At 70.8% G+C, this 19264-nt stretch carries 15 protein-coding genes and 4 pseudogenes; 7 read left to right on the top strand and 12 right to left on the bottom strand.

The window, feature by feature from the left end:
* Positions 1 to 157: 157 nt before the first annotated feature.
* Positions 158 to 580 carry a DUF6188 family protein gene (locus tag IF88_RS41510; protein WP_037808444.1) on the bottom strand — a complete coding sequence of 141 codons (423 nt, stop codon included), beginning with the start codon at positions 578 to 580 and terminating at the stop codon, positions 158 to 160.
* A gap of 120 nt (positions 581 to 700) precedes the next feature.
* Between IF88_RS41510 and IF88_RS0137035 the strand changes: the two genes are divergently transcribed.
* Positions 701 to 2035 (top strand): S28 family serine protease, encoded by a 1335-nt coding sequence (locus IF88_RS0137035; RefSeq protein WP_030723155.1) that lies wholly within the window; start codon positions 701 to 703, stop codon positions 2033 to 2035.
* A gap of 113 nt (positions 2036 to 2148) precedes the next feature.
* Here the strand turns inward: IF88_RS0137035 and IF88_RS0137040 are convergent, their stop codons facing one another.
* Positions 2149 to 2811 carry a DUF6193 family natural product biosynthesis protein gene (locus tag IF88_RS0137040; RefSeq protein ID WP_234323839.1) on the bottom strand — a complete coding sequence of 221 codons (663 nt, stop codon included), beginning with the start codon at positions 2809 to 2811 and terminating at the stop codon, positions 2149 to 2151.
* 215 nt (positions 2812 to 3026) lie between these two features.
* On the opposite strand from IF88_RS0137040, the gene IF88_RS0137045 reads away from it, so the two are divergent.
* Positions 3027 to 3743 (top strand): DUF4241 domain-containing protein, encoded by a 717-nt coding sequence (locus IF88_RS0137045; RefSeq protein WP_078893384.1) that lies wholly within the window; start codon positions 3027 to 3029, stop codon positions 3741 to 3743.
* Between the two features lie 92 nt (positions 3744 to 3835).
* Here IF88_RS0137045 and IF88_RS0137050 read toward each other — a convergent pair.
* Positions 3836 to 4645 (bottom strand): annotated as a pseudogene (locus tag IF88_RS0137050) (DUF5937 family protein); the annotation flags it as partial.
* Between the two features lie 149 nt (positions 4646 to 4794).
* Here IF88_RS0137050 and IF88_RS44835 point away from each other — a divergent pair.
* Positions 4795 to 5253: pseudogene (locus tag IF88_RS44835) on the top strand (ATP-dependent DNA ligase); the annotation flags it as partial.
* 49 nt (positions 5254 to 5302) lie between these two features.
* On the opposite strand, the gene IF88_RS48755 reads toward IF88_RS44835, so the two are convergent.
* The 9 genes and pseudogenes from IF88_RS48755 to IF88_RS46990 form a co-directional block, all read right to left on the bottom strand.
* The gene (locus IF88_RS48755) at positions 5303 to 5518 is read right to left on the bottom strand and encodes a transposase (protein WP_234323841.1); all 216 of its coding nucleotides are present in this window, start codon (positions 5516 to 5518) and stop codon (positions 5303 to 5305) included.
* A gap of 797 nt (positions 5519 to 6315) precedes the next feature.
* Complete coding sequence (locus IF88_RS0137060; RefSeq protein WP_051838230.1) at positions 6316 to 6801, bottom strand: hypothetical protein; 486 nt, start codon at positions 6799 to 6801, stop codon at positions 6316 to 6318.
* A 7-nt stretch (positions 6802 to 6808) separates the two neighbouring features.
* Complete coding sequence (locus IF88_RS0137065; protein WP_030723173.1) at positions 6809 to 7027, bottom strand: hypothetical protein; 219 nt, start codon at positions 7025 to 7027, stop codon at positions 6809 to 6811.
* A gap of 120 nt (positions 7028 to 7147) precedes the next feature.
* A complete protein-coding gene (locus IF88_RS42630; RefSeq protein WP_051838232.1) occupies positions 7148 to 9073 on the bottom strand; it encodes a hypothetical protein in 1926 nt (641 codons plus the stop codon).
* 343 nt (positions 9074 to 9416) lie between these two features.
* Positions 9417 to 11366: a hypothetical protein gene (locus IF88_RS42635; RefSeq protein ID WP_051838233.1), complete on the bottom strand. Its 1950-nt coding sequence runs from the start codon at positions 11364 to 11366 to the stop codon at positions 9417 to 9419.
* A gap of 32 nt (positions 11367 to 11398) precedes the next feature.
* Positions 11399 to 12568, bottom strand: a complete 1170-nt coding sequence (locus IF88_RS0137080; protein WP_234323842.1) for a tryptophan 7-halogenase — start codon at positions 12566 to 12568, stop codon at positions 11399 to 11401.
* Positions 12565 to 15603 (bottom strand): LodA/GoxA family CTQ-dependent oxidase, encoded by a 3039-nt coding sequence (locus IF88_RS0137085; protein WP_051838237.1) that lies wholly within the window; start codon positions 15601 to 15603, stop codon positions 12565 to 12567. The genes IF88_RS0137080 and IF88_RS0137085 overlap by 4 nt, the downstream gene beginning before the upstream one ends.
* Before the next feature lie 367 nt (positions 15604 to 15970).
* Positions 15971 to 16189, bottom strand: a pseudogene (locus IF88_RS49460) (transposase); the annotation flags it as partial.
* Positions 16190 to 16373: 184 nt separating this feature from the next.
* A complete protein-coding gene (locus IF88_RS46990; protein ID WP_158754826.1) occupies positions 16374 to 17009 on the bottom strand; it encodes a transposase in 636 nt (211 codons plus the stop codon).
* Between the two features lie 237 nt (positions 17010 to 17246).
* Between IF88_RS46990 and IF88_RS0137095 the strand changes: the two genes are divergently transcribed.
* The 4 genes and pseudogenes from IF88_RS0137095 to IF88_RS0137105 all read left to right on the top strand — a co-directional run bounded on the left by IF88_RS0137095 (position 17247) and on the right by IF88_RS0137105 (position 19245).
* Positions 17247 to 17537 carry a hypothetical protein gene (locus IF88_RS0137095; protein WP_030723194.1) on the top strand — a complete coding sequence of 97 codons (291 nt, stop codon included), beginning with the start codon at positions 17247 to 17249 and terminating at the stop codon, positions 17535 to 17537.
* A gap of 96 nt (positions 17538 to 17633) precedes the next feature.
* Positions 17634 to 17965: pseudogene (locus IF88_RS48765) on the top strand (plasmid stabilization protein).
* Positions 17966 to 18008: 43 nt separating this feature from the next.
* Entirely contained in the window at positions 18009 to 18212 is a 204-nt protein-coding gene (locus IF88_RS0137100) for a hypothetical protein (protein WP_030723199.1), read from the top strand.
* Positions 18213 to 18459: 247 nt separating this feature from the next.
* On the top strand, positions 18460 to 19245 hold the full coding sequence (locus IF88_RS0137105; RefSeq protein WP_030723211.1) for an alpha/beta fold hydrolase: 786 nt from the start codon (positions 18460 to 18462) through the stop codon (positions 19243 to 19245).
* Positions 19246 to 19264: the final 19 nt, after the last annotated feature.

Below are 19264 nucleotides of genomic sequence, written 5' to 3' on the forward strand. Positions count from 1 at the left end.
GGGCCTGGACTACATGAACGAGCGCTACGGCAGCCCCGTCGGCGCCTGGAACTTCTGGTCCGCCAACCACTGGTACTAAACCAGCAGCACCCAGCAGACATACGAAGACGCCCAGCCGGAATCTTTCCGGCCGGGCGTCTTCGTGTCTCCAGAAACGTCAACGAGACGCGGAGGGGGACCAGACGGCGAGGTCCCCGCCGGGCAGCGAGACGAAGCGCCATCCTCCCGGTCCGCTGATCTGCCAGGCTTCGAAGGACGGGCCGGCCGGGCACGTCAGATGCGTGCCGCAGTCGAACACCATCCGCAGGGCGCCGGACTTGAACGCGACAGCGGAAAGCACCTTCGCCCCGAACAGTGGGAGAGCCGCAGCCACGTCGTGCGACTCCGGCGTCAGAGGCAGGCCGGGGTTGGTGCGGAGCGATCCGGCCGAGAGCCGGGCTGGTGCTTCGAGCACGACCTCCCAACCTGCGCCGAGGGTGAGCGTCAGCCGGAAGTCGACACAGATCCTGGAGACACCCATGCCTCGGAGGTTCAGGATCCACCGGTCGTCGTGCTCGGACGGTTCTCTGCCAGTGCTCATCACCGCACCATGATCCACTGAACGACGGCCCGACCACACGGGTTGTCTCCCCCCACACGGGGGAGACGCCTTCCACGCTTGGGGGATCCGCTCTCCCAACGCGTCCGGTTGTCTTGGGGTATGGAGAACACGACAAGACATCTGCTCGCTCTGCTACTGATGACCGTGCTGACGACCACCGGGCTGTCCGTGCCGGCGGTGGCGCAGCCCGTGGACGGCGACATCCGGGCCAGGATCGAGGCCGTCCCCGGAATGCGCGTGCTCGGCGAACGGCCCGCCGCCCCGGGCCAGGTCGTCCTCGACCTCAGCTACCGCCAGCCCACGGACCATCGGCACGCCGACCAAGGTTCCTTCAACCAGCGGCTGACGCTGGTGCACAAGTCGACCCGGCGCCCCATGGTGCTCTACTCCAGCGGCTACGACCTCGGACCGTCGCCGAACCGCCTGACCGAACCGACCGAGTTGCTGGACGCCAACCAGATCACCACCGAGCAGCGGTATTTCGGGACGTCCGGGCCTGAACACCCGGACTGGTCCAAGCTCACCATCTGGCAGGCGGCCAGTGACCACCATCGCCTCATCACCGCCCTCAAGAAGATCTATCGCGGCGCATGGATCTCCACCGGCGGCAGCAAAGGCGGGATGACCGCCGTCTATCACCGCCGCTTCTATCCAGAAGACGTGGCCGGTACGGTCGCCTACTCCGCCCCCAACAACACGGACGACCGGGACGACACCGCGTACGACGCGCGCCTCGAACAGGTCGGCACCACCGAGTGCCGCGCCGCGATCAAGTCCGCTCAGCGTGAGGCGCTGATACGGCGCGCAGCGATGACAGAACGGTGCGCCCGGTGGGCCGAGAGCGAGAAGAAGACCTTCCAGACCATCGGCAGCGTGGACCGCGCGTTCGAACTCGCCGCGTTGCGCCTGCCGATGATGTTCTGGATGCATCAACCCACGGGCGGCTGCACATCGGTACCCCCCGAGACAACCACCGACGATGCCCTCTACGCCTGGGTCGCCCGGGTGACCCAACTGCCCGTATACACCGACCAGAACCTCGCGGCCTTCACGCCGTACTTCTACCAACTGGGCACCCAACTCGGGTACGCACAGTTCGTTGCTCCCCATCTGGACGGACTGCTGCGCTACCCGGGCATCCAGGAGGTGCGCACCTATGTGCCGCGGGACATCCCCCTGCGGTTCCAGCCCTCGGCCATGGCGGACATCGACCGCTGGGTACGCCGCCACGGCAGCTCACTCATGTTCGTCAACGGCGAGAATGACATCGCAGTAGCCGAACCCTTCCGCCCGGGCAACGGCACCTCCGACTCTTACTTCTTCGACGTGCCCGACGCCAACCACCACATCTCCATAGCCGGCCTGCGTCCGAACGAAGCCGACCAGGCGACCGCCGCGCTGCGCCGCTGGGCCGGCCGGCCGGCCGGGGGCTGAGGTCCGCTAGCGTCACTGGTTCTGGCTTGGCTGACCAACCGAGATCGGCGAATTCATCGTTCCCGGCCGCGTGGGCTGGGGGCACAAGTGCCCAGCTGCCGGAACGCGGTCGGTCAACGGCCGAGTGTGACCGGGCTGAGTTCGGGAGGCAGTTGGCGTACGGCTGCCGCCACTGCCTCCGCCGCCGTGGCGAACTGGGCGCCGTCCTCGTCCGCGATGGACGCGGCGAGCACGTACTTGCCGACCCCCTGGGTCTCCAGAAGGGGACCCCCGACCGAGAGGCGCGGGCGCGTGGTGGTCGAGAAGCGCAGTGCCCAGTGGCTCGTGAACGGATACAGCCGCCGGAGCGCCGGTTCGGCGTACGCCCTCTCGATGAGGGCCTGGTACGCGGGCTGCCACGGGTACTCCAGCTCGTTCGCCTCGGTTCGCAGATGCCGCCACTCGCTTTCCGTCAGGAGTGCGGGGTCGAGGTCGGGCACGTCGAAGCGGCCGGTCTGCCGCACGAAGGGAGCTGCCTGGCAGATGTCGCTCAGGGCCACCCCGTCGTGCCATGCCCGCGCCGCCCGGGCGACCTGCGCCAGATCGTCCGTCGTGCCCTCGATGAGAACCATTTCGTCGAACGACGCGACGCCCCGGATCGACCACAGCCGCTTGTGGTGGTACGCACTGACGCGCAGGGGCTCTCGGTACGGGAGCGTGCAGTCGACCGACGCGGCGAGCAGCGGATTGGCCTCCGGGCTCGTGAGGGGAACGGAGGCCAGACGGCCTTGAGCCACGGCTCGGAGCGCCGCGCCGAGGCTGCCGTGGGCCTCAACGTCGGGATACAGGGCGGCTGGATCGGGGTGTATGACCACAACCCCTGATTGTGCCCGGTCTGCCGCGACGTGCCGCGACCTGCCGCGACGTGACGTGCCGCGCGCGGGGGCACTGTCACCGGCCCCGCCTATCGTCTGGCTGGGCAGTTCGTTTACGGGAACGTGGGGTGCGTGGGATGACAAGTGTGGGCGATCCGCAGCCGGCGGCCGGGCGGGAGGTCAGCGCCTACCTGGAGGCGCTCTTCGTGCCGGGGGCATGCCTCGGGGTACGTGCCGACGACCCGCTGACCTCCGTCACGGTGGCCGAGGTGGACGAGGTGACCACCATCCGAGTTCCCAGCGGTCGCCTGATCGTGGACTCTCCGTGGTCCGAGGAGGCGGGGCGTGAGATCGCGGCCCGGATTCCCCCTGGCACGTACCGGGTGGAGGCGGCCTGGACGGAAGCCCCGTACGAGCACGGCGGCGAGCAGTTCGACGGACGGGAGTGCGCCGCGACCCGGCTGCGCGTCAGCGACGACCCCGTGGTCGTCTGGGAGGCGGGCATCGGGGTGAACGACGACATCGGGGACGCGGAGGTCGCAGCCGCCGGGTTCCAATCCGACGGCGAGGCCACGGGGGCCATCGCCGACGTGGAGGCCTGGGAGGTACTGACGGCGCCGTTCCACCGCTTCCGGCAGGCCGCGGCCTCATGGGGAGGATCCGGCGGGGACCGGGACACCGAGGACCTGTGCGACGGCTGGTTCGAGAAGAGCACCGACGACGACCTCAAGGCGGACCTCATCGCCTTCGACGTTGCTGAAGGATGGTCCCCGGTCTGGATCGGGCGAAGCCGGGTCGGCGCCGTGGCTTCAATCGTCGTGCCCGGCCAGATGGCCACGAGCCCCCTGGCCTGAACGCTGCGGCCGGCCCGCCCGGCCGGCCGCAGCGCCCGGTGCGGGCGGTCGAGCCGGTCCCGGCCGCAGAGGTTCCGGCAGACCGGGCGCACTCAGCGCAGTACGGCCGCCAGCAGGTCCGTTCCCAGCGCCGTCAGATCGGGCAGGTTGAGGGTGTAGCGGACGTAGCGACCGTGCCGTCGGGCCGTGAGCAGGCCGGCCCGGCGCAGGACGGCGAGGTGGCGGGAAACCTCCGGGGGCGAGAGTTCCCAGGTGTGGGCCAGCTCGCCGGTGGTGTGCGGGCCGCGGGCCAGGGTGCGCAGCAGCCGCAGCCGTACGGGATGTGCGAGTGCCTCCAGCCGGAGTGTGACCGTCTCCAGCGGTACCGGCTCGGACGGACTCGGTTCGGCCACGGGGTACTGGACCACCGGCTGCCACCCGGGCGCGTGCACCGCCACCAGGTGCGGGCGGCCGAAGACACTGGGGATGAAGGTGACCCCGGTGCCGTGGGCGGCGGTCGACTTGTCCTGCAACTTGTCCACGACGATGCAGTCGCCGTCCGGTGCCAGAGTGACCGCGCCGGAGACCGACGCGAGCGCCGCTTCGATGCCCTGGTGCCTCAACAGGTCGTTCTTCAGGCGCAGGTCGGTGGCGAGCTGCACGGCGACGCCGGCCCAGGCGGCGTCGAAGAAGGCCTCGGCACACTGTTCGAGGGTCTGGCGTACCCGAGCCCGCACGGCGGCCGGATCCGCGAGCAGCCGTTCCGCGAAGGCCTCCTGCCGCCCGCCGCGGGCTTGGGCCAGGTCGAGGGCCCGCTCCCGCGCCCTCGCGTCGGTGAGCGGCGATGGCGCTGACGACGGCGTCGACGGTGACGGGCCGGCGGAATGGAAGCGGCTGCTGCCGCACGTGGTGACGAGCGCGGCCGGAGCGGGTGAGGCTTTCGTCGACCGCGGGGAGTCGAGCCAGGACTGCAGGACGGAGGACGAGGAGGAGAACGGCGTACTGCGGCTGCTGACGACAACGACCTCGACCAGCACCCCGACCCGGCGCCTCGCGGACTGTCCAACAACGCATGGTGCAGACCCGCCGCGGGGCGCTGGTTCAGGACCGGTGGCCGGACCTGGTGGCGGCCGCCGAGGCGCGGTTGCCGCACGGCCTGGTCCTCGATGGCGAACTGGTCGTCTGGGACACCGAGGCCGGCCGGTTGTCCTTCGAGGCGTTGCAGCGCCGGGTCGCCGCCCGCGCCCGCGGCGCCCGGGCCCTGGCCGCCCGGTGGCCTGCCTACTTCGTCGCCTTCGACCTCTTGCAGCAGGACGGCCAGGAGCTCCTCACCCCCCCGTACGCCGAGCGGCGCGCCCTGCTGGAAGGACTGTTCTCCGAGAATGCCCTGACCGCGCCGTGGACTCTCTGCCCGATGACGACGGACCTGGCCAAGGCGCGGGAGTGGCTGGAGTCCTGGCCGGACGTGTCCGGGGTGGAGGGGATCCTGGTCAAGCCCCTGAACGGCCGCTATCTGCCCGGGTACCGAGGGTGGACCAAGATCAGAAGGCGGGACACCACAGAGACGATCGTCGGCGCGATCACCGGCACCCTGACCCGCCCGCAGCTCCTCGTCCTCGGCCGCCACGACCAGAACGGCCGGCTGCGCGCCGCCACTTCGTTCCGTTGTCGACCAGGTAGCGGACCGCGTCCAGCATCGCGCGGTGGCAGTACGCCTCCGGCTGCCCGCCCCGCCCCCGCAGCCAGCCCGGCACCGGCAACAGCGGCCGCACCATCGCCCACTCTGCATCGGACATGTCCGTCGGGTAGCGGCGCGCACGGGCCCTGTGGTCGGCGGCGTTCCCGAACCGGTGAGCCAGGTAGTCACACGCGAGAGTGGCATAAGTGGACTCCGCCCACGCGATGCCCTAGAACTGCGTCAACAGGGCCTGCTGGAATGCTCGTTGGCGTAGACACCCTTCGAGCTACCAAGAGGCCCTGCTTTCATGCGCGGCGGCCACCGCACTCACCCGATCGAGACTTCCCCGCTGGGAGAACGACCAGCCTCGCTGAGCACTCAGGTCAGCCAGGCTCGGCAGACAGCAACACGGCGGTCCCCATCCCCGTCCTCAGTGTCGGCAGTAGGGCCGCGGCTCGCGCCGCAGCTTCGTCCAGCATCGGGCCTCAGTGCAGGGCGCCTTCGAAGAAGGACCCATCCGGGTCCTTCGCCTTGATCACGATGTGGTCGACGGCAGAGGACCCGGCACTGCAGACCGGCGTGAGTCGACCGCCCGACGCCGCGGCTGTCCGAGGACGGGGAGGCAATCCCCGCCGGAGCTCGTCGGCACCCGTCAACGGGTCAGTGGTCTCCGTGACGTAGCCGAGCTGCGCCCCGTCACCCAGCGGGTTGAACGTCATGTTCGCCATGTATGAGCTTGCGGTGTCTTTGAGCGGGCCGCGCCGACACCGACAGGGCCGCCGACGACGGCTGACCCCGGATGGCCGGCGTCCCGTTCAGGCCGCCTCCGCAGCGTGGTGGCGGCCTGAACGGGCGTCACGTCGAGCGGTGCGGACCGGCCGGGGGTGCCCGCACGCCGTCCGGGGCCGAGGCGGCTCACTGTGACGGACCGCGATCGCCGCCGGCACTTGGGCCCGGCGGCGGATCGGTCTCGTTCACGATCCGTAGCATCTCCGACGATGGCCGGTGCTGCTCCGTGACGATCTGCGGGCAACGCCGGCAGAGCGAGGGCCCTTCCTGGTGGAACCAGCGGCACTGGGCACGGATCGGACACCTCGGCAGCTCGTCGACCACCTCGTCCAGCAGCACGGCGCTGCGGGAGGCGATCTGACATGCCGATTTCTTGAAGTGGGCGCAGCCCGACGTCCGGCAGGGTGCCGCGACGCGGAAGACCTCGCCGGATGACGCGGGCCGGGCGAGTTCGGTGATCTCAAGGGTGACGGGCATCGCGTGCGCGGTCGGGGTGACCCGCGGTGCGCCGGGCGTGCCCGCCACGACTCCGATCAGGACCGCCCCGGCCGCATCGGCCGGCGCGCTGGGGCAGAGCAGCTCCGCGCCGTCGTCGGCCTGGTCCTGCGGCATCGCGGGTCTACCGCGGAGTCTTGAGCGGCTGGACGTTCTCCACCGCGAGCTGTCCGTCGAAGCTCTGGGCCAGCGTCACCTCGAAGAGCTCCTCGGGGAAGAAGCCGGCGACGACGGGCCTGGAGATGTCGAACTCGCCCGAGGCCTGGCGGGCCGCGATCGCGATCGCGACACCCTGGGCCGCGGCCGCGGCTAGCTGCTTCGGTGAGATCTGCTTGGCGTTCATGAGGTTCTCCTGTGTTGCCGTTACCACGGTTTGGTGGCGTAACAACGGTTGCACAGGGTGGCCGATGCTGCATGATCTGTCACCTGTTGGAGTGGGAACGCCATGCCTCCGGCGGGTGGGTCAGACCTGGATCTGCTGGATGTCGGCCACCGTGCTGGTGAACCCGTTGGTCGAGATGATCCTCAGCTGGACCTGCTGGCCCGGGCGGAACTGGCTGTGGTCGACCTGGATGACCGGGTCCTTGAGACCGACGCCAATCGTCTGCCAGGTGACGCCGTCGTCGGTGCTGACCTGTGCGGCGAAGGTCTGGCCGGGCTCCGGCGCCTTGTCGAAGTCCAGTGCCAGCCCGAACGCCCCGTTGTCGGCCCCGGCGTGCCGGGCGGTGCGCAGGGCCGGGGGTGCGCCGGCGGCGCGGAAGGCGTCCACGACCTGCCCACCGACGACCAGCTCGATCGCCGCCGGGCTGGGTCCGACCGGCACCACGGCGTCGACCAGGCCGGTACGGTCGGCTCCCGGGGCCAGCTCGGACGCCAGCTTGACCGGGACCGGGACCTCGCGGGGCGCCCCGCCGTCCGCCTGCTTGATCCGCAGGACCACTGGGGTCTCCCCGTTCGGGCCGGGTTCGCCGGAGACGGCGGGCTGGGCGGCCAGCGGTGACACTGGGTTGACGAAGCGGATGCCGCCCTCACGCCGGGTGAGGTTCACCGTGCCGACGACGCTGACGAGCTGCTCGGCCTCCGCGAGCGCGCCGCCCGCCCGGGCGATCACCCCCGCCTCCGGAGCAGCCGCGCGGGTGACCGACAGTTGCGGGAACCGTTCGTCGGGGCGGCCGCCGGTCGACGCGGCGGGCCCCGCGGACCCGGCGACAGGGAGCGGTGCCGGGGCACCCTGGGGCAGCGGGGCCGGGGTGGCTGTCGGGCCCTCGGGTACCGGGGCACCAGCCGTGAGCGCGTTCTCGGCTACCAGGCGCTGACGGATGGCCTCGTAGGTGTAGCTGCTGATCCACTGCTGGTTGCAGTAGGTCATCACGTCGTGCCACTGCACCCCGGGTCTCACCCTCATCGGCAGGTTCAGTGCGAGGTCGCCGACGTCGAATCCGACGAAGGTGTCCGGTGAGTCGGCGAGCTGCCCGTTCTGGAAGGGGTAGTTCTGCAGGTCGTCCGGGGACTCCCCGCAGAACCCGGGGTGCCGACGCCCGAAGGTGTGGCCGAGTTCGTGCCCCCCGTACCAGTCGCTGTAGGCGCCGTCGAAGTCCCAGCCCCAGTGGGCCGCTCCGCACGGTGACGACGCGACGGTCGCCGGGTCCGGCGCTGCGGGGATGCCGGAGGAGCAGCCACGCATGAAGAACCCGCCGTCGGCCGCCTGGCCGAGGTAGTGAGTGCGCGGGTCCCCGCCGGCGCTGATGTCCAGGGCGCGGATGGCGGCGAGCTGCGCGTTGGTGTCCTCGCACGTGAACGGGGGCGGGGCGACCACATCGATGACGGTACGTGAGCTGATGACGTCGGGCACCGGGTAGGCGCGCCTGAGCCAGCTGACCAGGGCGGCGTGGTCGAGCTCCCGGGGGGTGTAGGTGGTCGGCGGGTTCCCCTGCTGGTAGCGCAGTCCGAAAACGCGGATCCGCAGCGGCGGGGCGGGATGGAACCACACGGTCGGGCCGACAGCCGCCCCGCTGATCGGGATGGCGGCCCCGGTAAGGACTTCGCTGAGGGTCAGCCCGCTCACCTGGAGCGGCCCCTCCGCTGTGAGGGTGGACGGCAGGAGGAAGTTGAGGCTGAGGCGCTCATCGGCGCGGCGGGTGGCGAGGTCCTGGTTTTCGGTTGGGTCGAGGGAGACGACGTTGAGAGAGGTGAGGGTGAGAGGGGGAACCGTGGGTGACCGGCGCAGCTTCACGGCGCCGCGAGCGGAGAGGATCTCACCTGTGCTGCCGCTCACGTATACGCGGATGACGGTGACCTTGTCGGCGATCAGGGTGACGCTGTGCTTGAGGTCCTGGACCGACTGGGTGACCTCGGTGGCCTCCCATACGGCTTGCGTCTGTGCTGGCATGACTGACCCCCTTGGACGAGTGGTCGGGCTCTTTCAGGCTATGCCGGGCAGAGGCTCCCTGCCCGTTCGGCGGAGTCATCAGAACGGGCTCAATGGCCAGTGCCACCCCTGGTCATGCGTGTACGCATGGTTGCTCCGGCAAGCATGCGCGATCTGGCGCGGGCGGTGGCCGACGCCGCGGCCCTCGGGTACGACGTACTCGGGGTGTCGGGCGGTGAACCGACGCTCTACCGACCGCTGGACGGCCTGCTGCGGGGGCGGCGCCCTGGAGATCCGCACCCCGGGCGGCGACCGGTACCGGGTCCCTGAGGGCCCCTGTGACCCGGGCCGCGGGGATGTCGGGTCACACCTGGAAGCTCTCGACGTCGGACGTCGAGCTGGTGAAGCCGTTGGTCGTGATGATCCGCAGCTGGACGCGCTGGCCCGGCTGGAACTGGCCGCGGTCGATCTTGATCGCCGGGTCCTTGAGACCGACGCCGATCGTCTGCCAGGTGATGCCGTCGTCGGTGCTGACCTGTGCGGCGAAGGTCTGGCCCGGTTCCGGCACCTGGCTGCCGAAGTCCAGGGTCAGTGCGAACGCCCCGTCTGCCGCACCCGCGTGACGGGCGGAGAGCAGGGGCGTGGGCGTGCCGCCGGGCCGGAAGGTGTCCACTACCTGCCCGCCGATGAGCAGTTCGATCGACGCCGGGCTGGGCCCCACCGGGACGACCGCGTCGACCAGGCCGGTGCGCTCCTCCCCCGGGTTCGGGTCGGATCCCAGCTTGACGGTGACCGGGAAGTCCCGCGCCGGGGCGCCGTCGGTCTGCTGGACCCGCAGCACCACCGGGGCCTCGCCGTTCGGCCCGGCGCCGGCGGCCCCGGCACCCGGTGTGGCCTGGGCTGGCTGGGTGACCGCGGCGGAGACCGGGTTGACGAAGCGGATGCCGCCCGCACGCCGGGTGAGGTTCACCGTGCCGACGACGCTGACGAGCCGCTCGGTGTCCGGCTCCGGCCCGCCCTCCTCGCGCCTCATCGCCCTGATGGCCTGCGCCGGGGCCACCGCGGTGACGGACAGTTTCGGGAACCGCTCGTCGGGGCGGCCGCCGGACGACCTGGTGGTGACGCTGAGTGCCTCACCAGCTGGGTGGCCGCCTGCCGCAGCCGGGGCCTGCGGGGCCGGGGCCGGCTCGGCGACCTCGGCACCGTCCGTCACCATGGCCTCCTCGGCCAGCAGGCGCTGGCGGATGCCCTCGTAGGTGTAGCTGCTCAGCCACTGGCGGTTGCAGTACGTCATGACGTCGTGCCATACCACGCCCGCCATGGCGGTCATCGGCACGCCCAGGCTCGGGTCGCCCACGTCGAGCCCGGCGAAGGTGCCCGCCCCGTCCGCAAGCTGCCCGTTCGGGAACGGGTACCCCAGCAGGTCGTCCGGGGACTCCCCGCAGAACCCGGGGTGCCGACGGCCGAAGGTGTGGCCGAGTTCGTGCCCCCCGTACCAGTCGCTGTAGGCGCCGTCGAAGTCCCAGCCCCAGTCGGCCGCTCCGCACGGTGACGACGCGACGGTCGCCGGGTCCGGCGCCGCGGGGACGCCGGAGGAGCACCCGCGCATGAAGAACCCGCCGTCGGCCGCCTGGCCGAGGTAGTGAGTGCGCGGGTCCCCGCCGGCGCTGATGTCCAGGGCGCGGATGGCGGCGAGCTGGGCGTTGGTGTCGTTGCACGTGAAGGGCACGTCGGCCGTCACGTCGATGACGGTGTGTGAACTGATGACCTCGGCCACCGGGTAGGCGCGCTTGAGCCAGCTGATCAGCGCGGTGTAGTCGAGGTCCCTGGGGGTGTGGGTGCCCGGCACGTCCCCGCCCTCGTACCGCAGCCCGAAGACCTTCACCCGTAGTGGCGGTGAGTTGTGGAACCAGACGGTCGGGCCGTTGGCGGGCGCGCTGACCCGGACGGGGTTCCCGCTCACCGTGTCGGTGAGGGTGAGCGACCTCACGCTGAGCGCCCCCTCGGTCGTCAGCGCGGGCGGCAGCAGGAAGTTGAGGCTCAGCGTGATGTCGCCACGGCGGGTGGCCAGGTCCTGGGGCACGCTGGGATTGACCGAGACGGTGTTCGCCGACAGGACGGTGAAACCGGGATCCGTGGGGGACCTGACCAGCTTGAGGGCGCCGCTCACCGCGGCGGCGGGGCCGAACGTGCCGCTCACGTAGGCGCGGATCACGGTGGCCTTTCCGGCGATCAGGGTGACGCTGTGCTGGAGGTCCTGCACCGCCTGGGTGATCTCGGTCGCGTCCAGTACAGCGGTTGTCGGAGTAGTCATGGTTGACCCCTTGGACGAGCGTTCCGGTTCTTTCAGGCTATGACCGGCGAGGGCTGCCCGCCCGTCCTGCGGCGCTGCCAGAAAGGGCTCAGGGGCCAACGCTGCTCCTGTCCGTACGCGTACGCATGATTGTCGCGGTAGGCCGTCGCGACCCTCTCCAGGAACGCTGTGTAGACGGCGAGGGCGGTGGTCGTCCCGCCCTCGTCGGCCAGGCAGTCGGCGACGGCGCGTCCGGCGCGGGCGCCGGTGTGCAGCGCGGTGAGGATGCCCTGTGAGGAGAGCGGGTCGAAGGCGATCGCGGCGTCCCCGGCCGCCATCCAGCCGGCCGCGGCCGCCGGGGTGAGCCGCAGGCCGTGGGCGGGTGCCCAGCGCGGTACGGGAGTGGCAGCGGGGTCGTGGTCGGCCAGGCGCCGCCGTAGGTGGCTGGTGCGGGTGAGCGCGTGCCAGAATCCGTGCGGGGTCTTCAGGGACGGCTCGGCGAGGTCGACGTCGGTCAGGTGGGCGACCAGACGTCCGGCCGGGATCCGGGTGGTGTACCACCAGCCGTACGGCGCCGCCTCGACCAGGGTACGGGCCTCGGCGGCCGCCGGGTGGTCCCGACCCGCGGCATCCCGGTCGGGGAACACTGCGTACGCGGCAACCAGCCGGTCCTGCCGCCGGCGCCGGCCGTGGCGGCGGCCGATGACGCAGCGTCGGCCGGTGGCGTCGATCACCCAGCGGGCCGGCAGTGCTGTCAGGGTGCCGGCGGCGTGCTCACGGACGATCAGACGCCCAGCTTCCCGGCGCAGCGCCGTCGCCCGCAGCGGCTCGGCACCGGCCGCGACGGCGGCCTCGCGCAAGAAGGCGTCGAAGCGGAGCCGGTCGAGGTGCCAGCCGTGCCCGTACGGGTCGAACAGGTGGCTGCGGCCGTGCAGCGAGGCCGAGCCCCAGGCGGCGTAGGTGCCGGTGGACACGGGGTGACCGGCGGCCAGGAAGCCGTCCAGCAGCCCGAGGTCGCGTAGCAGCGGGCGGGCGACGGGCGGCAGGAACTCGCCGATCTTGAAAGCCGGCCCGGCCGTCTCCCCCCGCCCGGCCCCGCCGTCCTCAAGCAGCAGCACGCGGTGGCCGCTGCGCGCCAGGACGAGCGCCGCGACGGCACCCGCCGGGCCTCCGCCTGCGACGACGGCGGCGGGCGGCCCGGGCGGGCGCAGGCGGGTGTTCACCGGTGCGTCCGGAAGCGCTTGACCTTGTCGATGAAGCCCACCGAGACCTCCTCGTCCGGGACGTCCGCCATGGTGACCGCGGTGGCCATGGCGGACGCGCCGAGGACCGGGTCGGCTGCGCGGTCCACGTGCACGGTGACCAGGTTTCGCCCCGCCGGCGGGGCGGGCTCGCGCGGGAAGCTCACCTCGGACTCCACCAGGAGCTCCGCCGGGAACCGGGGGTCGTCCGTCGGCCCCGGTCGGCGCTCGACCACGCCGAGCTTGCCGAAGTCCTGCACCATCGCGTTGATGGCGTCGAGGTAGGGGGCGGGCAGCCAGCGCAGCCAGGTCTTCCTTGTCCCGAAGGCGGCCAGCCGCTCGCTCATCGGGCGGGAGGTGTCCAGGACGACCTCGTAGTCCTCCTCGGCGAGCACGTGGTTGGGCACCCGGGCCGGCCAGAAGGTCGGCAGGTACGGGTCGTAGGGACCCAGTCCGAGGGTGGCGCTGTACTCGTAGCCCGAGCGGCAGCTCGCGGTGTCGGTCTGCCACGGCACGGCCATCCAGCGGGTCAGGTCGCCCGGGCCCTGGGCGTGGAGCGGGCCGTCGAGGGAGAGCGCGATGTCCGGGGTGAGCGCCTGGCCGTAGAAGGGCGGCAGGGGTGCGGCCGGGTCGCGGTGGCGCACCCGGAAGGGGCTGCTGTACAGCGTGGTGTGACGCATCGGCCAGGTCAGCTCGCAGCCGGGGTGGAAGGCGTCGGCGAGGCAGAACGACAGGGCCGCCCGGTCGAGGGTCTCGGGCCGCTGGGCGAACGGGACGTCGTCGATCGTGGCGGGCGGCTTCTGCGCCGGGTCGTAGTCGTTGACGAAGTCCCCGCGGGCCCAGCGCTGCAGGAGGCGGTACTGCAGCGGTGAAAGCGTCATGTGCTGGCGCACCGACTGAGGAGGCAGGTTCATCGCGTCGCCGTAGACCGCCGGCCACGGCACGGGGGACACGCCGTCGCGGTTGTAGTCGCGCACGGAGAGCCAGACCTGGCGGCGCAGCTCCCTCTGGACGGGCGAGGGGTCGGCGAGGACGGCGAGCCGGGCCGGGCCGAGGAGGTCCTCACGCCCGCCGTGGCCGAACTGGACGGCCAGGCCCTTGTTGACCCACTGCAGGCCGGACAGCCGGCGCAGCACGGGCAGCACGTCGCGGGTGAACGACACCTGCTGCGGTTCGGGGAGGAGGCCCGCCTCGAAGAAGGAGCCGCGCACCAGGTCGTACATGGTGCGCACCGAGATCAGTTCGGGCGCGTAGTTGGGCGGCGCGGTGACCACCCAGCCCGGGTCGACGGGGATCTTCCGCCCGTCGATGCTGACCTCGGCGGTGACCGGGCCGTCGGATACGTCGTCGTACCAGCCGTCGTTGTTGGCGAAGGTGTCGGCGGGGGCATCGGCGGCCGAGGCCGAGGCGCCGTGGCCGCCGAGGAAGATCAGCCGGCCGCTGTCGTCGGTGCGCACCTCGCCGAGGTAGACCTGTCTGTCCATGAAGGTGCCGGTGTCGAAGCGGTACTCGGGCTTGCCGGAGCGGTTGCGCCCCCGCACCGAGCGGGGTCCGGGGTTGATGGTCAGCAGGCCTCGCTGGTCGGCCGGGATCTTGGCGTTGCGCAGGTTGCTGGTGTCGGCCCGGCCCGCCTCGGGGATGTCCAGGGCGATCTGGAACTGGTACCAGGCGGCCTTGGAGTTGGCGACGTGCACCGTCCAGCGCAGGTCGGCGTTGTCGGCGGTCAGTTCAGCGACCGGCTCACCGGCGGCGTTGTAGCCGTAGACCCGGAAGCGGACGGCTTGGCGTTTGAGGGCGCCGGTGACGTCCTTGTAGCTCCCGGTGGGCGGCAGGTCCGGGTGGTCGACCTCGGGGGCGAGGATGAAGTCGTCCATCATGCTGTCGCCGACCCGGGCCACGCCGATCGCGGGGTGGATGGCGGCTCGAACGATCCGGGTGTCGCGGCCGGACGGCGGGGTGATCTGTGGGCGGGCCGGGCCGGGTTCGGCGGCCGGGATGCCGTTGACGTCGCGGCGCTGCTCGGCCGAGGCCTGGTAGACGGTCCTGCGCACCTCGGCGATGCTGCCGACGGGGCGGTGCTCGGCGAGGCTGTGCCACGGGTTGTAGGCGAGGTTCTCGCCGTAGGCCGCCTGGCCGCGGGAGGTGACGTCCTGCTGCTGGAGGGTCAGCCGGGCGACCTTGACGGGGGTGCTCGCGGTCTCCTCCCAGCGCACGGTGGCCTTGTCCAGGGGCATGGCCTCCGGGTCGGTGCGGAACTGGAGCAGCAGGTCGAAGGCGGCCGGTCCGGCGGCGAGCCGGCGGGCGAGGTCGGTGCCCAGGTAGGTCGGGTCCTCGTCGGGCGGCGTCGCCGCCGGGTCGCCGGATGCGCAACCGGCGGGCACCAGCTTGTACTTGACGAAGCGCTCGGGCCCGAACGCGTACGGCAGCACGCCCCAGTAGGTGGTGGTCAGGACGCTCTCCTCGAACACGGCCATCGCGTCGAGGATCTCCTTGGTCACCGGGTGGTCGGCCAGGTACCGGTCGTAATTCCCTTCGACGACACCGGCCTTGGTGAACTCACACATGTCCTGGGCGGTGTCCACGAAGAAGACGTCGTGGTTCTGCATCAGCAGGTCCTGGGTGCCGGCTTCGGTGTCGCCCTCCAACAGCTTCGGCCCGGGCACCCCGAACAGCTTGATGCCGATGCCGAGGGTGGTCATCAGGTCGGGGCTGCCGGGCACGGTGTCGCTGGAGAAGCGCACCCAGGCGGTCAGGCCGCCGGGCTGCTCCTGGGCGCTGCGCAGGAAGCCGACGCGTAGCTCGGCCGGCAGGTCGTCGGCGACGGTGAGCACGCCGCGGGCGACGCCGTGCGGCTTGAGGAAGACCGGCCGCTTGACCGGGTCCTGGCCCCGGGCCATCCGGACGCCCTGGGTCATGTCCACGAACATCTGCTTCAGCGCGACGGCGGCGTCCTCGGCGCAGTGCGGCAGCGGAGGAGCACCTTCGGCGTCGTCGAAGGGTTCGAGCTTCCCGATCATGCTGTGCTCCCGTCAGTGCGGCGATTGGTCCGGGGGCCCGGTGAACGCCGCTTCCCGGCTGCTCGGCCCCAGTCAAGCGTGCACAGAACGTCCGGGATCCGCGCGCCGACGTACGCCCGAATCGAGCACTCCCGCAGCCCGGCGCAGGCCGAGTCACTCCGATCGCCCAGCACCGCTTGCGGCCGACGCGGTCGACAGGGGCAGCGTCGGAGGAGTTCCAGCGAAGGGAAGGGGGATGAGCGAGGAAGGGCTGCGCGTCACGGGGGCAGGGTGGCGTGGACTGGGAGTCGATCACACCCGCGGTCGGCTCCGGCTCCCGCCCCGCCTGCTCGCGGAACTTGCGGCGGAGCCGGTCGTGGAACTCCTTGACCATGCCGTGGTCTCGCCAACGGCGGAAGAACGCGTAAACCCGGTCCCACGGCGGGAAATCGGCCGGCATCACCCGCCACTTCGTTCCGTTGTCGACCAGGTAGCGGACCATCGCGCGGTGGCAGTACGCCTCCGGCTGCCCGCCCCGCCCCCGCAGCCAGCCTCTCACACAGAGAGGTCGGCGAGGCGACGCCAGATTCCGGCGTGCCCTCGGCATGACCCCGTAGGCACCCTCGACGCTTGACGACGGTCATTGGGAATCAGTCACACGTACTGCCAAAACCCTGCACCGCACTGACATCTACTGGCTCTGGCCCACATTCGATGAAGCGGTGACGATGAGTGGTCGCGTGTAGTCACCGGTGGTGGAGTACCCGGATGCGGAGTAGGTCAAGGTTGGCTCAGCCGAACATCTGCCTCTTGAGGAATTTGATCTTGTTGACGGTGCCTTCGACGGGGCCGCTGCTGGGGGGCAACGTGAGTCCGGCGGTGACCGCGGCGAGATCGCGGCGTAGGCCGTTCGCGAAGTTGGCCAGGTGCGGCAGGGAATCCGTGGCGGTCACGGTGGTGATCCACTCGTCGAGCAGGTGTCCCTCGCGGTTGGTCATCATGGTGGCGAAGCCACGGACGAAGCTGGCTTCGATGTCGAGTTCGGGGCAGCGGGCAAGGACCTCCTTCAACCGGATGTGGGCATTGGCATCCAAGCGGTCGGGGTTCGACATCATCCAGCCGGTGACACGCCGAGGTGATGGCGGCAGGGACGGTGGAACGGCTGCTGTGCAGTGCCCTCGAAGCGGCCGTAGATAGCCCTGAACAGCGCGTATGCTGCCGGTCCAACCCTGGGCCGCGAGTTCCTGATGAAGTTGAACAGCGTTGGTGCAGCCCTCGTTCCCCCGGTTGATCAGGTAGGGCTTGAACCTGTCGAGCTTGCCGGCTCGGTGGAGGACAGGGGCAAGTAATTCGTCCGCGCTCGAGGCGTTGGCGAACCTTTGAACGGTGCGGAAGGCCAGGCCGAGGTCGCGGGAGATCGCGTTCAATGACGCACCGCGAGCCCTTACAGTAACCGTAAGAAGAAGCTGGCCATCCGGGCCGAGGCCGACGGGACCGGCCACGCCCGCGCCGCACGCCTCCACGCATCAGCCCCCCAAGAGATCCTGACAGCCGACATCCAGGACCGCCTGATCAATGCCTTCGAGGTCGAGGGCTGGCCGGTGGAGAACGACGGATTCCCCGAGGGCGGCACCTGGACCGGATGACTCGGGCCGGTCTGGTCGATGCTCTCCCGGCCGGGCGGAGGAGCGGACCTTGAGGCAGATCCCGATGATCCGGACCACTACGACCTCACGACGGTCCCCGAACTGACTTTCATCACCGCCAAGATCCCCATCAACACCGGGGAGGCGATGGCGCTCACCCTCCCGGCCACCACACCGCTCGCCGACATCGTGCACACCGTCGGCCAGGAACTCGGGCGCGCCCGCGCAGCCAAGGTCGGCGCCTTGGCCAACGACGCGGCATGCTCCCCTCCAGCGCCTGGAACGGTTCCAACAGGCCTGCACACCTGATCCCGGCACTGCCTCTTTCGGCTCAGGTGAAGTGCGAGGCGATCGCGGTGCGCGCACGATGGCCCTGACATCACTGTCCCGGTGAGAGGTTCCGTCATGCCCCGAGGAAGCAGCTCCAAGCGCGAGCGTCAGTACGAGCACATGAAGGAGTCCGGCGAGAAGCGCGACATGTCTGAAGGACGTGCCAAGGAGATGGCCTCCCGCACGGTCAACAAGGAGCGTGCGCAGTCGGGGGAGAGCAAGACCGCCAGCCGCAGTTCCACTCAGGGCAAGTCGGCTTCGAAGCCCGGAGGCCACAAGTCCCAGGACGGCGGTGGGTCGTCGTCCGAGCGGCCCAAGGACGAGCTACCAAGGAAGCCAAGAAGCGCAACATCGATGGCCGCTCGACCATGACCAAGCAGCAGCTCAAGAACGCTCTCGGGCACTGACCCTGACGACACGGCTCGACTTGCGCCTCAGAGGAGATGTCCCATGTCCGATGACCTGACCGTCGACACCATCCGGAAACTGCAAGACGCCATCGAGTCGAACGCTCTGCCGAAGCACACCGTCCAACTGCTCCGCGTCTCCCTCAGCCAGGCTGAAACGGCAAAGGCGGCCGGTCACGACCAAGAGGCCCTCACCATCGCCAGTCAGGCCCTCCAAACGGCAGAAAACGCTTCCGGAGGCCAGTAGCACGGTCTGGTCCCAGGGCCCGACCGCCCGGTGTGGCCGGCAGGCTCGTTGCTTCCGAATCGCGGTACTCGAACTGCAGCTCAGATCCCCGCGCCCCCGGCGAAGTTGACGGCGGCCTCGAAGCTGCTGGTGGACCGGCCAGTTCACCGAAGCGGCAACGCCATCCGACCGTTCATTTCGCCCCGCGCATGAGGCAAGTCCGGTAGAAGGGCGCGTCAGTATGGGGACACCGCGAAGGCGGGCGCCCGTGGAGGGCCGGTTCCGCCATCGTGGGGCCGAGCTGGCGTACGACGACGCCGGCACGGGTTCCCTGGCGGTGTACGCGCACGGCGGGCTCGTCAGTCAGGCAGTCGAGCAGCGGATGGACCTGTTCGACTGGGCGCCGCTCCTCCAGACGGGCCGGCGCCTGGTCCGCTACGACGCACGCGCCCACGGTCGCTCCACCGGCCGGCCCGCCGCTGAGGACTACACCTACCCGTCACTCGCCGACGACCTGCTGGCTCTGCTAGACCATCTGGGCGCCGCGGAGCCCGTCGACGCGATCGGTGCATCGATGGGGTGCGGGACCTGCCTGCACGCCGCCGTCCGGGCGCCGAACCGCTTCTCCCGGCTGGTCCTGCTCATCCCGCCGACCGCCTGGGCGAGCCGGGAGGCGTACGCACAGGCCAACCGAAACGCCGCCGACACGATCGAGAGGGAAGGCGCGGCGGCATGGCTTGCCGCTGGAAGAGCCCCGCGCCCTGCCGTGGTCGCCGATGTCCCCGAGTTTTCTCCCACGCCGCCGGAGGCGATCCTGCCGTCGGTCCTGCGCGGCCTGGCCGACTCCGACCTGCCGTCACCCGCCACGCTCGCGACGCTGCGGTGCCCAGCGCTCATCCTGGGTTGGTTGGACGACCCAGGCCACCCCGTATCGACGGCGGCTACGCTGGCTGGCTTCCTCCCACGGGCCGAACTTCACCTCTCCCAGACCCGCGCCGACGTGCGGACCTGGGGAGCGCGCATCGCGGACTTCCTCACGCGTCCCAGGCCCTGACGCGGTCAGTGGCGTTGGA

Source organism: Streptomyces sp. NRRL F-2580 (assembly GCF_000720115.1).
Lineage (GTDB): Bacteria > Actinomycetota > Actinomycetes > Streptomycetales > Streptomycetaceae > Streptomyces.